Origin of the sequence: Nostoc sp. DedQUE02 (assembly GCF_034531035.1) — a bacterium.
GTDB lineage: Bacteria > Cyanobacteriota > Cyanobacteriia > Cyanobacteriales > Nostocaceae > Nostoc.
The window spans coordinates 18,464-34,463 of the sequence record NZ_JAVRBY020000032.1 but is presented as its reverse complement, the minus strand read 5'-3'; the positions used below and the strand labels follow the sequence as shown (position 1 = coordinate 34,463).

Sequence of the window (16,000 nt, the reverse complement as noted above, 5' to 3'; positions counted from 1 at the left end):
CGAACTATGTAAAGTTTTGTATGGGGAAAGGAACTCATGTTAAAGGGGAAAAGTTTTTCCCTTTACCCCTTACCCTTTACCCTTCTTAATATAGTTATATTTATTTCCGTCGGCTTACTTATTGCTTCTACACTGTTGTCAGTAAAGCTGTAAAAATCCTCACAACTTCCTTATATTTCATCTTTAAGATTGAAGCATAAAATTCATATAAGGATAAATTTTATGCAGATTATTCTTATGGATCGATTAAAAAATTGAACATACTTAATTTATTAATTACACACTACTTAAATTAAAAGCATTCTGGCTTTTATTAATATCATTCAATCCAGCCCCTTTTTTATACTTGGTGGTGAAGTTTTTTCATTGGGCTGCCTTCTTCAATAACAGAATGCTGTGCGCTCTAACGTTGGTGAATGGAGTGAACGGACAACCGAGCTATTTTCCTTGTGGTCGGGGAAAGGGTAAGGGGTAAAGGGTAAAGGATGTATTCAAAACCTTTCCCCTTTTCCCTTTCCCCTTTAACCGAACCGTATTGCAAGCGGGGTCATCGTGTTCGTTTTTGGCCAGTAAAAGATTGCCAGGAATAATCATTGCAGTTGGTTAATGTCAATAGACTACTCACGTATCAACTACGACTACAACGGCAAGGTATATATATGATTTACAACCTCAAACCTAGAATACTGGTATTGGCAATTGTTCAAGCGATTACTTTTCAACCAAATAACGTTTCTGTACCATCTGGATATATTAAAGACATTGGTCAAGCCTACAATGATACTAGAGGCTTTGGTTGGGTGCGTGAAGATAGCTTAGGCAATACTACACCCACTCCTCTTGATATCCAACTCAATACACGCGATCGCAACCAAAGTAACATCGATCAGCGATTAAATAGACTGATTCATCTGCAATATCCTGTTAACGGTTCGGGGCCAGGAGTAAAGATACCTGCGGCTTGGCAATATGCTTTATCTAATGGTTCATACAATGTCACTGTTAGCGTCGGTGATGCTAGTAATGCTTTAGATAGTAAGCATCAGATTAATATAGAAGGTACGGCTGCTATTTCTGGCTTTGTACCAACAGCAACCAAAAAGTTTACCGTAGTTACCCGAATTGTTAATGTTAACGACGGCAAGCTCACAATTGATGCTAAAAGTGGTAATAATACCAAGCTCAACTATATTGCGATCGCAGCAGGTAATCATCCGTCGGTCAGAACGAGCAATCCTACTGATAGTCAAACAAATGTGTCGCCAGATATATCAATTACAGCAGACGTAAATCTTCCCAACAGTGGGATTGCAGTTAATAGCATTTCCGCCTCAACTATCAAACTGATAGACAGCAGCACTAATACACAAGTCAATGCCAATTACAACACTTCTGGTGGCGGAGATGTAATTGTGGTGTCTCCAATAAATCGTCTGAAGAATAATAGCAAATATCTGTTACAAATCACCGACGGGATTAAAGATAGCAATGGTGTTGCATTCTTACCCTATAGCATCAGTTTCACAACAGGAACCTTTGTAAGCACAGGCAGCAATATTAATTTTGAGCAAATCTCACTAGCAAGTGTACCTGCCAAATCTTACACCACAGTATTGATTGGCCCTGACAAAAAACTCTATGCTGCCACATTACTAGGTGAGATTTTGCGTTTTCCGATCAATGCTGATGGTACTCTGGGTACGCCACAAACCATTTCCTCATTGCAGACTGCAAATGGTGGTAATCGAACTATCATTGGTATGCACTTTGATCCCTCATCAACAAATGCTAGCAACCTAATTCTCTGGGTAACAAATAACTATTACTGGAATGAAAATGTTGATGCACCAGAATGGAGTGGTAAAATTACTCGATTGAGCGGTATCAATTTAGAGACAGTCAAAGACTATGTGATTGATTTACCGCGATCTAGCCGGGATCATCTAACCAATAGCATTGAGTTTAAGCCTAATGAGCCAAATGTGCTGTATGTGTTACAAGGTAGTAATAGTAGTACGGGCGCACCAAACACTGCCTGGAGTAATCGTCCTGAGCGGTTATTAACTGCTGCTGTATTACGAGTTGACCTGTCCAAAATTACCTCACCTCCTTTGAGCGTTAAGACGGAGGATGGAGGTACTTATAACCCCTTTAATCTGGGAGTGCCTGTCACTATCTTTGCTAGCGGTATACGTAATGCCTACGATCTGGTTTGGCACACTAATGGTCAGTTATATGTGCCAACTAATGGTTCAGCTGCTGGTGGCAATACGCCAAATACACCTATCCCCTTACCTCTTGCCTGCCAAAACCGGATTGATAAAGCTACTAATGGGGCTTATACCAGTCCATCTGTGCCTGGTCTTAGCAGTATAGGCACGCAGCGAGACTTTCTGTTTCGCGTTGTTAAAAATGGTTATTATGGTCATCCCAATCCGAAGCGTTGTGAGTGGGTGTTGAGTGGGGGAAATCCCACAGCTGCTACAGACCCAGTTCAGGTAAATGAATATCCCATTGGTACGCTACCTGACCGAAATTGGAAGGGTATTGCCTTTGATTTCGGAGAGCATTTTTCACCTAACGGCATCATTGAATATCGTAGTAATGTTTTAGGTAGTCAGCTGCAAGGCAAACTGCTGGTGACACGCTTCAGTGTTGGGAAAGACATCATTGTGCTAACACCAGGTGGCACAAACTTGGATATTGTAAATTTCCAAACGGGTATTACTGGCTTCACTGGTTTTAACCCAAGTCCATTAGATTTGGTTGAGAATCCCACCAATGGAAATCTCTACGTGGCGCAACTCAGTCAAGAGACGCATCTGGGCAAAATTACACTTCTGCGTCCACTTAATTAATATAGGAATCCGGTTTGATTACTGAAATCACTTGGCTTAGTAGGCAATAGGCAAAAGGCAATAGGCAACAGGATTTCAGAAGATTGAGGTATACCGAATTTTTTCAAAAATCAAATATGAGTCCTATCTCAGTCAATACAGTTCAGTTAAGCTTTTTTCTCTCCCCCTGCTCAAGAACAGCCTGCCTTAACAGATTAAATTTGCTTAACCCAAGCGTATTGCTATATCAGTACCGAGCGATCGCTCAATTCTGTAACTTTATCGGTAAGGTGAGGGTGAATGCTGTTTGACCGGCAGATGTTAAGTCAAGGGTGAGGTCGCCACGATGTGCGCGGGCAATTTCACGGGCTAGGCTGAGTCCTAGCCCGATTCCTTCTATTTTGCGGTTACGTGAGGGATCGCCGCGATAAAATCGGTCAAAAATGCGATTACGTTCACTTAAAGGAATATCTTTTGATGCATTGACAATTGTGATCTGGAGAGTTGTTGGAGTTTGATGAGTGCGAATTCGTATCCAACCATTGGGGAGATTGTATTTGATCGCATTACTGAACAGGTTTTGCAAAACTTGAATCAGAAGATCGCGATCGCCTTTTACCCGCAACCCATCAATAAAGTCAGTTTGCACAGTCAAATGGGGAGCTAGCATTTCCACATCTTCTAGCATCTCCATCAGCAACTCAGACATATCCACTTCAACCAGATACAAGCTCATTTTTCCGGCATCTGCCAGAGATAGCAACAAAAGTTTTCGCATAATTCCACTCAGGCGGCGCACCTCATCCAACAGGTTGCTTAAGCGCTGTTGCACTTCACTACCGGGATCAACCTGTTGGAGTGTTCGTTCTAGTTCACCTTGCAAAATAGTCAGTGGGGTTTTTAATTCATGGGCCGCGTCACCACTAAAGCGGGAAGCTTGCGTAAAACTGCGTTCCAAGCGTGACAACATTAAGTTAAATACCTGAATCAGTTCGACAAATTCAACATCAGTTGTCCCAATGGGAATTCGCTGATCTAGTCCTTTGACAGTTACCTGTTGAATAACGCCCGTTAATTGACGGATGGGACGCAAAGCACCACCAGAAACCAACCATGCTCCCACCGCAACCAACAGCAATGCTCCCGGAATTGAAACCAGGAAGATATTGCGAATGGTAGCCATTTCTTGATCTACGGCTTGCAAGCTTACGGCAATGGCAATCTGAGCATTGGGAAATTTAGCTGCCCCAATCCGCCAGACTGCGGTTGCTGTCTGCTCAGTGACAAATTGAGGTGGGCGTGGACGTATTAGCGGTGGCCGCTCCAAGGATGGATTTGCATTGGAGGGTAAAGGTGGTGGTTCTCTTTTTGGGGGCGGTGGTAGAGGTGTCAACTCAAGACGCTTAAGCAACAGACGATTTAGCTCAAGGTCGGCAGGTAAGGAGTTTGATTTATAAACTATGTTGTTGTTTGCATCAAGCACCAATAGGGCGACGGGGATTTTTGTATTGGTTCCGAAGGAGTAAGATAATGAATCTTCGTAAAACTGCGATCGCCCGCGATCGCCTGAGTTTTCTTTGCTCAATTCTCTTCTGGGAGACGCTGCACCAACCGGAGGTTCCTCTCGTGGAACGAAGTTCGGAGTTGCGCGCATCAAGTGATTTAATAATTCTGCATCCAGGCGGCTAATCTTAGCATTGTAAATCTGAAACCAGGAAACCGCGCCAAAACCAACTAATGTGCTTCCAGCTAGAGCCGCAGACAACAGAGCAAGGCGGAGTCGAAACGAAGGGAGTTTCATGATCAAGAATCTGGCTTGCGAAATCGATATCCAACCCCACGAATGCTTTCAATCCAGACTGCTTCATCAATCGGGTCAATTTTTTTACGAATTCGCTGGATACAAACATCCACAACATTGGTGTTGGGATTAAAGTCGTAGCCCCAAACGTGCTCCAGTATTTGGGTACGAGTGAAAACCCGTCCGGGAGAACGCATGAGATATTCCAGAAGATTAAACTCGCGGCTGGTGAGTTCTATCGCCTGCTGATTGCAAGTGACTTCCCTGGTGATGCGATCGAGTTTGATCGGGCCAACGCAAAGTAGATTTTGGCGATTGCTCACACTCCGGCGCACAACCGCATGAATTCTAGCCGCTAACTCTTCCACAAAAAACGGTTTAGCGATGTAATCGTCCGCTCCCAAATTTAGCCCTTGCAAGCGATCGTCTAGCTCATTCCGAGCCGTCAACAAAATCACCGGAGCATTCCGACCTTGCCGCCGCAATAGTTTTAGAATCGATAGTCCATCCTTTCCCGGCATCATAATGTCGAGTATAATCACATCATATTCGTTGTCTAATGCTCGCAGATATCCGTCATCACCGTTATCGCAGTAGTCTACAACAAATCCCTGCTCCTTCAATCCAGCCCGGACAAAGTTAGCAATTTTCGCTTCATCTTCGACAAATAGAACGTTCACAAGCTTTTATGACTTTACATATTTTTCTATTTTAAATTCATTATTTTTTGTTCAAATTACAAAACTGTAATTTTTAAAATAGGCAAGCTGTAATTTTGGAGTGGCTCAATTAGAAATATGAACACCCTACCTTTTAAAGGCTGATTTTTATGAATATTCGTCGAGTGTTTGCTATAGCAACGATTCCTTTTTTGGTTGGTACATTTGGTTTTATTTCACTCAATCAAGCAAATGCCGCTAATCAATTCGATCAAATTGCACAGGCGCAACAACCGCCACAACCATCAAACGAACAGCCACGTCCACCTAGACCAGATTTTGCCGCCGCCGCCACAAAGTTAGGAGTCACAGAAGCACAGTTAAAGGCAGCATTGGGAGTTCCTGCTAATCCTCCAACTCCAGGCGATCGCAATCAACGTCCACCTAGACCAGATTTTGCCGCCGCCGCCGCAAAGCTGGGTGTCACTGAACAAAAATTGATCGACGCACTAGGTGTTCCACCTCATCCTCCTGGCGATCGTGGAGAATCCCCCCAAGGAAATCCCCCTAATCAACCAAAATAGCTGAACACGATCTCGCGCCTGGGGTTTCCCCAAGTGGAACATCTCACGCCGTTCACAGCCTCAGAGGTTATTTGAAAAGTATTATTGCTAACATCTAAGCCTCAGAAGCCTAATCCCCCTTCCCCCCATTTCCTGCAAAGAAATGGGGGTTTCAAAGCATCTGGGCATTCTCAAAAGGTTGAGATCAATAAAGTAAATTTCTTTTATCCAAGAATGAATTTTATAATATATATAATATATAGGAATCCGCTTTGATTTCTGTTCGCGCAGCTTGGCGTAGCCATACTGACTTGCTTTGTGCGCGAAGCGCGATGATTTTTTTTAGGAAGGAAATTCCTCAAAACTTGAGCAACGAAGAGCCTGCATTTTTATAATTTAGTAATCAAGACTGAGCTATAAAACTCATATTTGATTTATAAAAAAAATCAGTACAAATCAAAGAGTTTTCTTAACTGTTGCCTATTGCCTCTTGCCTGTTGCCTACTAAAATAGATGCGATCGTTAAAAAATTTACTCGATTGGGTCTTTCTAGCGCCATTTTCGTGATTATAACGCTTGTATTAAAGGGCTAATTATGGAACACTGTCAAAGAATTTGGGCGCAGTTGCAAGAATGAGTTTTCTCCTCTTTGTGGTACGAACAAAGGGAATATGAAAATAATCCCTTTGTTCGTTATTCATAATTAAATTTTGTAACGGATATTTTATCTAGTTAACTGTCTTAACTGTCTTAACTGTCTTAGCTGTTTTATTTTCTTAACTGTCTTAACTGTCCTTGTGTTTTATTGGTAAACCTGAGATTATCTATTTAATAAGTAAATACATAAGTAGGTCGATGTGAATATTTATCATTGGGATAAGACAGGAGGCAGAAGGCAGGAAGTAAGAGGGAAGAGAGTTTGAGTCGATTTAATTTTTCTTAACATAGTTTGGTTTTTCCACATTGTTCTACTTACAAATGAATAACTTAACTGTAAGTTTCAGCTATATTAATTAAATTCGACTGATTTTTACTAGTAATTTCTAACGGACAATGGAATTATTCATGGAGTTCTGGCGCTCAAGTCTCACACAACTGGTCTTTAACAAACGATTGGCTCTAGCTAATATGTCCGTTGAGTGTGATGCTATCAGTGGCTTGATTGTGCCAATTGTCTTGATTAAAAATAAAGTTTTTTTTAAATTAAATCTGAGCTTTTATTAACTTAAGTGAATTAAGTAATGGAAACTATACCTATTAAAATTTATGATGAAACTCTGCATAATGTGGAACCAAAAGCAGGCATTTTCTTCTCTTGCCCAACTAAAATAACCAGCATAATTTAATTCTAATTAGGATATAAAAGCTAATGCAGTTAGATAATCAGAATACAAATTTAGCAAATACAAGCAATAAAAGTTATATATCCAAAGAAATAGAAATTGCTATTCTGTCAAGTTTAAATGTAGATGATTGTGTAGTACTAGAGAGACAAACAAAAGATTTAAAACAGGAGTTAGTTGCATATATAGTTCCATCAGGTTTATCTACGCCAGAGCAATTGCTATCTCATTTGCAAACAATTTTGCCTAATGAACGAATACCAAAGGCGATCGCACTAGTATCCGCTATCCCCTTGAAAGATACAGGGCAAGTAGACGAAGCTACTCTATCTAGTTTAGAAGTTATTGACTCTGGCTTAACACGTCACATAGAAGAGCAATTACAGTCATTATCAGAAATTGAGCGTGTTACAGTAATTGCCGAACCAAGAGTTAGAAGTATTGCTCCTGTACATTTAGAAGATTTACTGGGTGAAACTCAATTATTCAACTCTGAAAATTACCAGCAAGAATTACAAGTAACCGCACCTAATCAACAAATTAAAAAAAGTAGTTCGTCCTCTTCCAAAAAACTAGCTATTAGTTATGGTGAGCCTTTACAATTACCTCAAAATGCTCCTAAAACTTTAACACAAGTACTAAAACAAGCTGCTGAATGTTCGACTAGAGGTATTATTTATATTCAACCTGATGGTAGCGAAAAAGTTCAATCTTATAAAGAATTATGGCAGGATGCCCAACGAATTTTAGCTGGATTGAGAAAGCTAGGACTCAAACCTCAAGATAAGGTAATTTTTCAACTAGAAGATAATCAAGATTTTATCTGTGCTTTTTGGGGTTGTGTGTTAGGCGGTTTTGTTCCAGTACCAATATCTATTGCCCCAACTTACGAGCAAGTCAATAGTACTATCAGCAAGCTGCAAAACACTTGGCAGATGTTAAAGAAACCGCTTGTACTGACAAGTACTTCGTTAGCTCCTAAGATTTGTAATTTATCAAAGCTTTTAAATTTAAAAAGCTTTCAAGTTGAGGCTATTGACCATTTACGCGAATACGAACCGGACTCTAATTGGCATCCCAGCCAGCCAGAGGATTTAGCAATTTTGCTTTTGACTTCTGGAAGCACGGGTACACCCAAAGCTGTCATGCAAAGTCATAGCAGTTTGATTAGTCGTAGTGCTGGGAGTGCCATGTTCAACAGCTTTACCCAAGAAGATGTCTCCTTGAATTGGTTTCCCCTAGACCATGTTGGCGGTTTAGTGATGTTCCATATTCGGGATGTATATCTAGGTTGCCAGCAAATTCAGGCTCCTACAAATCTAGTTTTACAACAACCTACAAAGTGGTTAGATTGGATTTCTCATTATCGAGCTACGATTACTTGGTCTCCTAACTTTGCCTATGGGCTGATCGATCAACAACTAGAAAGTTTCAAAACCGAGGTAAGTTCTAAATGGGATTTATCTTCGATGCGATTTCTGCTCAACGGCGGTGAAGCGATCGCAGCCAAAACAGCAAGAAAATTTTTGCAGTTATTAGAACCATTCCATTTATCCACCACAGCAATGCACCCAGCATGGGGAATGTCTGAAACATCTTCAGGCGTTACCTATTCTGACAGCTTTTTATTGGATGCAACTACAGACGAGCAAAAATTTGTGGAAGTGGGCGCACCTATTCCTGGTTTTGCTATGCGAATTGTCGATGGCCAAAACCAAGTAGTTGAAGAACAAACAATTGGACAACTACAAGTCAAAGGTGCTTCTGTAACTTCTGGTTACTATCAAAATTCCCAAGCAAGTCAAGAAGCTTTTACAAGCGATGGTTGGTTTAATACTGGAGATTTAGGATTTCTTCATCAAGGGCGTTTAACTATTACTGGAAGACAGAAAGATGTCATTATTATTAATGGACTGAACTATTACTGTCACGAAATTGAGGCGGCTGTTGAAGAAATTCAGGGAGTAGAAGTTTCTTACACAGCCGCTTGCGGAGTGAGACAACCAGAAATAAATACCGATAAACTAGCTATCTTTTTCAATACTTCCCAGACTGACGATGCGAGTTTACTAGGTCTAATTAAGGAAATTCGCACTGCTGTTGTCAACAAGGTGGGAGTAAACCCAGATTATTTAATTCCAGTAAATAAAGAAATCATTCCTAAAACCGCTATTGGTAAAATTCAGCGTTCTCAACTGAGTCAGCGTTTTAATAAAGGTGAGTTTAAATCAATTATTAAACGAATTGACATATTACTGGCTAACGCCAACACTATTCCTGATTGGTTCTACCGCCAAGTATGGCAGCCTAAATCTCCTATTACTTTTAATTCTTCTTTAAATATTATTAATTACACTCTAGTATTTCTAGATTCTTGCGGGTTGGGGACATATTTATGTCAAATATTATCCGAATGTAATCTGCCATATATCGCTGTTTCTCTGGGAGAAGATTTCCGTAAAATTAATCGCTCAAGCTATACAATTACTCCAGACAACCCTAAAAATTACCAACTATTACTTGAATCTCTAGCAGCAGATAATATTATTATTGGACAAATTCTTCACCTATGGACTTATGACAAGTATATTGGCGAAGTCACAAGCCTTAATGCTATTGAACAAGCACAAAAACATGGAATGTATAGTTTATTGTTCCTAGTTCAAGCTTTAGCCAAAGTTCAGGGTGCTGATAATGGAGTTCAATTATTATTTATTTCTTCTCATCTTCAATCGATTGTTTCAGATAGCCCCGTAGCTTACGAAAAATCAACAGTATTAGGGTTGTTAAAAACCATTTCCCAAGAACTACCAAATTTCAACTGTCGGCATATTGATTTGCCTTTTGCTGAAGTTAAAAAAAATGGGAATGATATTTTCCAAGAAATGCAAGTTTTTTCAAAAGAACGCGAGGTTGCTTACAGAAATGGGCAGCGTTTCGTTCCTCGTTTAGAAAAAATTGATTTGACAAAGGAACCATTATCATCAATTATTTTCAAGCTAGAAGGAACTTATTTAATCACCGGAGGACTCGGTGGTATAGGTATTGAAATTGCACGGTATTTGCTGAAAAATTATCAAGCTAGATTACTACTGGTTGGCAGAAATCCTCTACCGCCAAAACATACATGGCATGAGGCAGAAGGCAATACTGCAAAACGCTTGGCAGCGTATCAGGAATTAGAACAACTTGGTGGCGAGATAATTTACGAAGCTGTTGATATTTGCGATTTAAAACAGTTGCAGATAATAGTTGAAAAAGCTAAATCTCGATGGGGAAATAACCTTGATGGAATACTTCATTTAGCTGGAACTTTTCACGAACAACTTGTAGTTGAAGAAACTCAGGAGAACTTAGCAGCAGTACTGCGTCCTAAAGTGTTGGGTGCTTGGGTATTGCATCAATTAGTGAAAGATAATAGAGACACCATTTTCATCAATTTTTCTTCAGCACACGGCTTTTTTGGAAGTATCACTGTTGGGGCTTATGCAGCTGCTAATAGTTTCCTTAACTGCTTTTCTCATTACCAAAATTCCCATAGTAAATTAGCCAGCTATTGTTTGAGTTGGAGTATGTGGAATAACATAGGCATGAGCCAAGGACAAGGATATCAGATGAAAAATCTGCTCCGTGCCAAAGGCTACTGTGTGATGTCTTGTTCCCAAGCAATATCTTCAATGCTTGCCAGCTTACAACGTCAGCCAACGCATCTATTGATAGGTTTGGATGGTAGCAGCCAAAATATTCAACGTTTGCAGTCGTCAGCTTTTAATTTACAGAAGTTAACTGCGTATTTCACTACTAATAGTAACGAGGCTGTTAAATTACCAGACTTACGATTGCAAGATAGGTTTGGAAATTCTTGCACCTGTAACCTAATAAAAATACCCGAAATACCTTGTCTGGAAAACGGCGAAATCGATCGCGCCAGGCTCATTAGGGAAATTAACTCTCAAGAAATTAGGGAAAGGATAGAACCACGCAACGAGATAGAACTCAAAATTGCTCAATGTTGGCAAGACGTGATGCCAGTTCCACTATTAGGCATTCACGACAACTTTTTTGAGTTGGGAGGAAATTCTCTACTAGCTACTCAAGTGGTGTCTCGGATAAACTTGGCTTTCCGAACTTCTTTACCCGTACAGTCTTTATTTAGATCGCCAACAATTGCCTCCTTAAGTGAGGCGATCGCAACTCAACTTCAAACTGGTTCGGGTTTAATACTTCCAGCGATCGCACCCGTTACTAGGAACGCAGATATCCCTCTGTCTTGGGCGCAGGAACGCCTGTGGTTTCTGCATCAATTGGAAGGTGAAAGTGGAGCCTACACAATACCTTTCGCTGTGCGTCTAGTCGGCAATCTCAACATTCAAGCTTTAAAAGAAGCGTTCCAGAAGATTGTGCAGCGTCATGAAGTTTTGCGTACTTGCTTCCAGGTTAAGGATAACAAGCCAGTACAGGTAATAGCGTCTAATGTCAGCATAACTTTACCAGTGGTGGATCTCCAAAATGTAGCAGAACCTTGGCAACAAGTAGAGCAACAGGCAGTTAAAGAAGCCTACAAACTATTTGATTTGGCGAAAGATCCTGTGTTACGGGTAAAGATATGGCAAGTTGCGAGGGATGAGTATGTAATCCTGTTTGCCATTCACCATATTGCTGCTGATGGTTGGTCAAAAGGTGTTTTGATCCGCGAAGTGTCTGCCCATTATCGAGCCATTACTACAGGTAGTTCTGTGGCATTACCAGAATTACCTGTACAGTATGCTGACTTTACCTTATGGCAACGCCAATGGCTAACCCAGAAAGTACTAGAGCGTCAGTTAACCTACTGGAAGCAACAGTTAGCAGGAGCGCCATCTGTATTAGAACTACCTACAGACTACCCCCGCCCAGCTATCCAGACTTTTCGAGGAGGAATAGAGCGATTTCAAATAGATAGTAAGCTGACTGCTGCTTTGAGACAACTGAGCCAAGATTCAGGCGGCACTTTGTTTATGACACTGCTGGCTGGTTTTGTTGTATTACTATCTCGCTACACTGGACAAACGGATCTTGTAGTCGGTTCGCCAATTGCCAATCGCAATCGCAAAGAAATAGAAGGGTTAATTGGATTTTTTGTCAATACTCTGGCACTGAGATTCAATCTTTCTCAAGAAGCGACCTTTCAAGCTTTATTAGAGCAGGTGCGGCAAGTTACTCAAAACGCTTATGACAATCAAGATTTGCCCTTCGAGATGTTAGTCGAAGAATTGCACCTTGAGCGCAACTTAGACCGCAACCCACTGGTACAAGTGATGTTTGCCCTGCAAAATGCTCCCGTTGACCCTTGGGATTTGCCTGGTTTAAAAGTAGAAGAAATGCCTTGGGGACTTAATGGAGTGCGGTTTGACATAGAAGTTCACTTCTTTGAAGTTTCCAAAGGTCTGGAAGGGATTTGCTATTACAGCAGCGATTTATTTGATGCACAGACAATCGCCCGCATGATGCAGCATTTCCAAAATTTGTTAGCGGCCATTGTCAGCAACCCAGAGCAACCAGTTAATGAATTGTCGCTACTGACAGCACAAGAAAAGCAGCAATTGTTAGTAGAGTGGAACAACACTTATACCAATTATCCCAGTAACCAATGTATCCATCAGTTATTTGCAGTCCAAGTTGAAAGGACTCCTGATGCAGTCGCCGTAGTGTTTGGAGAACAAGAACTTACCTATCGGGAGTTGAATATACAGGCAAATCAATTAGCACATTATCTGCAAAAACTAGGTGTAAAACCAGGCGTGCTAGTAGGTATTTGTGTTGAACGTTCTGTATCTATGGTTGTCGGGTTACTGGCAATTCTCAAGGCGGGTGGAGCGTATGTGCCTTTGGATACAGAATATCCTAAAGAGCGTTTAACTTTTATAGTAGAAGATACGCAGTTATCGGTGCTGTTGACAACAGAGAAATTAGCTGATGGAATTCCGAAACATCAAGGGTGTGTTGTTTGCTTTGATACCAATGCAGCGATCGCTCAAGAAAGTCAGCAAAACCCCACAGCCCAAGTCACAGCTGACGATCTCGCTTATGTCATCTACACTTCCGGTTCAACTGGTCAACCCAAAGGAGTTGCGGTAACTCATCGAGCCGTAAATCGCTTAGTGCTGAACACAAACTACATCAACATAGAACCAACAGATGTCATTGCACAGGCAGCAAATTGCGCCTTTGACGCTGCCACTTTCGAGATTTGGGGAGCGTTACTCAACGGTGCGCGGTTGGTAGGAGTGAGTAAAGAGTTGTCACTTTCGCCCAGAAATTTAGCCGCCTTTATGCGATCGCAACGCATCAGCGTGTTATTCTTGACGACTGCTTTATTCAATCAAATTGCTCAGGAAGTTCCCTCTGCTTTCAGTTCGCTAAAACATCTTTTATTTGGTGGCGAAGCAGTCGATCCCAAATGGGTAAAAGAAGTGCTGAAAAACGGTGCGCCGCAGCGACTACTGCACGTTTACGGGCCTACAGAAAATACAACTTTCACTTCCTGGTACTTGGTGGAAGAAGTCAGTGAAAATGCGACAACTATTCCCATCGGACAACCAATTTCCAACACTCAAATCTATGTGTTAGATTCCCAACTCCAGCCAGTGGGTATTGGTGTACCCGGAGAACTGTACATTGGGGGAGATGGTCTAGCAAAAGAATACCTTAACCGTAGTGAGTTAACACAACAGAAATTCATCCCTAATCCCTTTCAAAGAGGCAGGGGAGCAGGGGAGCAAGGGAGCAAGGGAGAATTGACTGTAACCTCTCCTCTGCCCCTCCACCCCTCTGCCTCTTCCGATCGCCTTTACAAAACTGGAGATAAGGTACGTTACCTGAGTGATGGCAATATTGAATTTCTCGGTCGTATAGATTATCAGGTGAAAATTCGCGGTTTCCGTATCGAACTGGGAGAAATTGAAACCGTTTTAAGTCAACACCCCTTAGTCCAAGAGAGTGTTGTAGTAGTTAGAGAAGACACCCCTGGTGATACTTGTACTGAGCGAAGCCGAAGTAAACGTCTGGTAGCTTACTTAGTTCCTACGCTTCATAGTCAAACGTTACCCCAGCAGGTTGCTCAATGGCAGAGTGAGTACGTGAATGATTGGCTAACGCTCTACGAACAACTATATAATCAAGCATCCGCAGATGACGTAACATTTAATATCGCTGGTTGGAATAGTTCGTACACCAAGCAACCAATCCCAGAGTGGGAAATGCAGGAGTGGGTTGAAAATACAACGAGCCGCATTCAAGCAAACTTGCCACAGCGTGTATTAGAAATTGGTTGTGGGACAGGGTTATTGCTATCGCGCATTGCCAAAAACTGCCAACAGTATTGGGGAACCGATTATTCCATCGCCGCCATACAGCACGTTGAGCAAGTATGCAGCACGGTTGAGGGTTTAAATCATGTGCAACTGCGGCATCAAATGGCAGATAACTTTGAAGGTATTCCTCAAGGAGACTTTGACACTGTAGTTTTGAACTCAATCGTGCAGTATTTCCCCAGCGTTGAGTATCTGTTACAAGTAATTGAAGGTGCGATCGCAGCAATTAGCGATCGGGGAACACTATTTGTCGGGGATGTCCGCAACTTGCCTCTGTTGGAACCATACCATGCAGCCGTCCAGTTGTTCCAAGCAGAGTCAAACAAAACGATTGAGCAATGGCAGCAGCAAGTACATTATAGTGTCGCTATTGAAGAAGAATTAGTCATCGATCCGGGTTTCTTCATTGCCCTTCAGCCACGCTTTCCCCAGATTAGTTGGGTAGAGATTCAGCCCAAACGCGGTAACAGCCTCAATGAGTTAACACAATTCCGTTATGATGTTACCCTCCATATCGGTACTGATGTTCGAGCACTTGCACTGAGCGGAGCCGAAGTGACAGTAGCTCCTTGGTTAAATTGGCAACTAGATAAGCTTTCGTTCGCCCAAATTCAAAATTACCTACAACAAGAAAAGCCAGAACTGCTGGGAATCAGGCGCGTACCGAATCAACGAGTACAGCAAGCACTAGAGATTTGTCAATGGTTAGAAAATCCCCCAGGCGTGGCGACAGTCGAGCAACTGCGCCAACTATTAGCACAACAGCCAACAGTTGGGATCGATCCAGAGCAGTTTTACCAGTTGGGGCAGCAACTCGGCTACACTGTTCACCCCAGTTGGTGGGAGAGTAGCCAGGATGGTTGCTATGATGTTGTGTTCTGCCGCAACCAAGCACATCGCGCAATTGCTTTTTGGGATAATTCAGCCGTCACTACCAAATCCTGGACTGATTACACTAACAACCCTCTACATGGTAAGTTAGTCCAAAAGCTAGTACCTTTAGTACGCGAATTTATCCAACAAAAGCTACCAGATTACATGGTGCCGCAAGCTTTTGTCATCCTCAATACCCTGCCTTTAACACCCAATGGCAAAGTAGATCGTCGCGCTTTGCCAACACCTGATACAGCCACGAGGAATCTTTCTACTGGCTTTGTTTTACCTCGTACCCCCATAGAAGCCCAACTCGCGCAAATTTGGAGCGAAGTCTTAAGAGTTGAACGCATTGGCGTTAAGGACAACTTCTTTGAACTTGGGGGTCATTCCCTACTAGCTACTCAAGTCCTGTCAGAAATCAACTCAGTTTTTGGATTGAACTTATGTATACAGACGATATTTGAATCTCCCACAGTAGCCGGGATAGCAGCGTACATAGAAATCGTAGATTTAGTAACACAAGATTTATCAGTTAAAGAAGTTAGTAGTGAGGTAGTGGAGTTTTAAGC

5 protein-coding genes are annotated in these 16,000 nt (G+C 41.8%); 3 read left to right on the top strand and 2 right to left on the bottom strand.

Annotated elements, in window-relative coordinates; genetic code table 11:
* The first annotated feature begins 593 nt into the window (after positions 1-593).
* Positions 594-2,858, top strand: a complete 2,265-nt coding sequence (locus tag RMX98_RS22075; RefSeq protein WP_322678764.1) for an Ig-like domain-containing protein — start codon at positions 594-596, stop codon at positions 2,856-2,858.
* A gap of 244 nt (positions 2,859-3,102) precedes the next feature.
* On the opposite strand, the gene RMX98_RS22070 is transcribed toward RMX98_RS22075, so the two are convergent.
* On the bottom strand, positions 3,103-4,638 hold the full coding sequence (locus RMX98_RS22070; RefSeq protein WP_322678763.1) for an ATP-binding protein: 1,536 nt from the start codon (positions 4,636-4,638) through the stop codon (positions 3,103-3,105).
* 2 nt (positions 4,639-4,640) lie between these two features.
* The gene (locus RMX98_RS22065) at positions 4,641-5,318 is read right to left on the bottom strand and encodes a response regulator transcription factor (RefSeq protein ID WP_322678762.1); all 678 of its coding nucleotides are present in this window, start codon (positions 5,316-5,318) and stop codon (positions 4,641-4,643) included.
* A 149-nt stretch (positions 5,319-5,467) separates the two neighbouring features.
* Between RMX98_RS22065 and RMX98_RS22060 the strand changes: the two genes are divergently transcribed.
* Both RMX98_RS22060 and RMX98_RS22055 read left to right on the top strand, forming a co-directional pair.
* Complete coding sequence (locus tag RMX98_RS22060; RefSeq protein WP_409881733.1) at positions 5,468-5,881, top strand: hypothetical protein; 414 nt, start codon at positions 5,468-5,470, stop codon at positions 5,879-5,881.
* A gap of 1,348 nt (positions 5,882-7,229) precedes the next feature.
* Complete coding sequence (locus RMX98_RS22055; protein ID WP_322678760.1) at positions 7,230-15,998, top strand: non-ribosomal peptide synthetase; 8,769 nt, start codon at positions 7,230-7,232, stop codon at positions 15,996-15,998.
* Positions 15,999-16,000: the final 2 nt, after the last annotated feature.

Bases quoted from the DNA above. Each gene is read 5' to 3' on its own strand.
- RMX98_RS22060 (WP_409881733.1), top strand. From the start codon at position 5,468: ATGAATATTCGTCGAGTGTTTGCTATAGCAACGATTCCTTTTTTGGTT.
- RMX98_RS22055 (WP_322678760.1), top strand. From the start codon at position 7,230: ATGCAGTTAGATAATCAGAATACAAATTTAGCAAATACAAGCAATAAA.
- RMX98_RS22070 (WP_322678763.1), bottom strand. From the start codon at position 4,638: ATGAAACTCCCTTCGTTTCGACTCCGCCTTGCTCTGTTGTCTGCGGCT.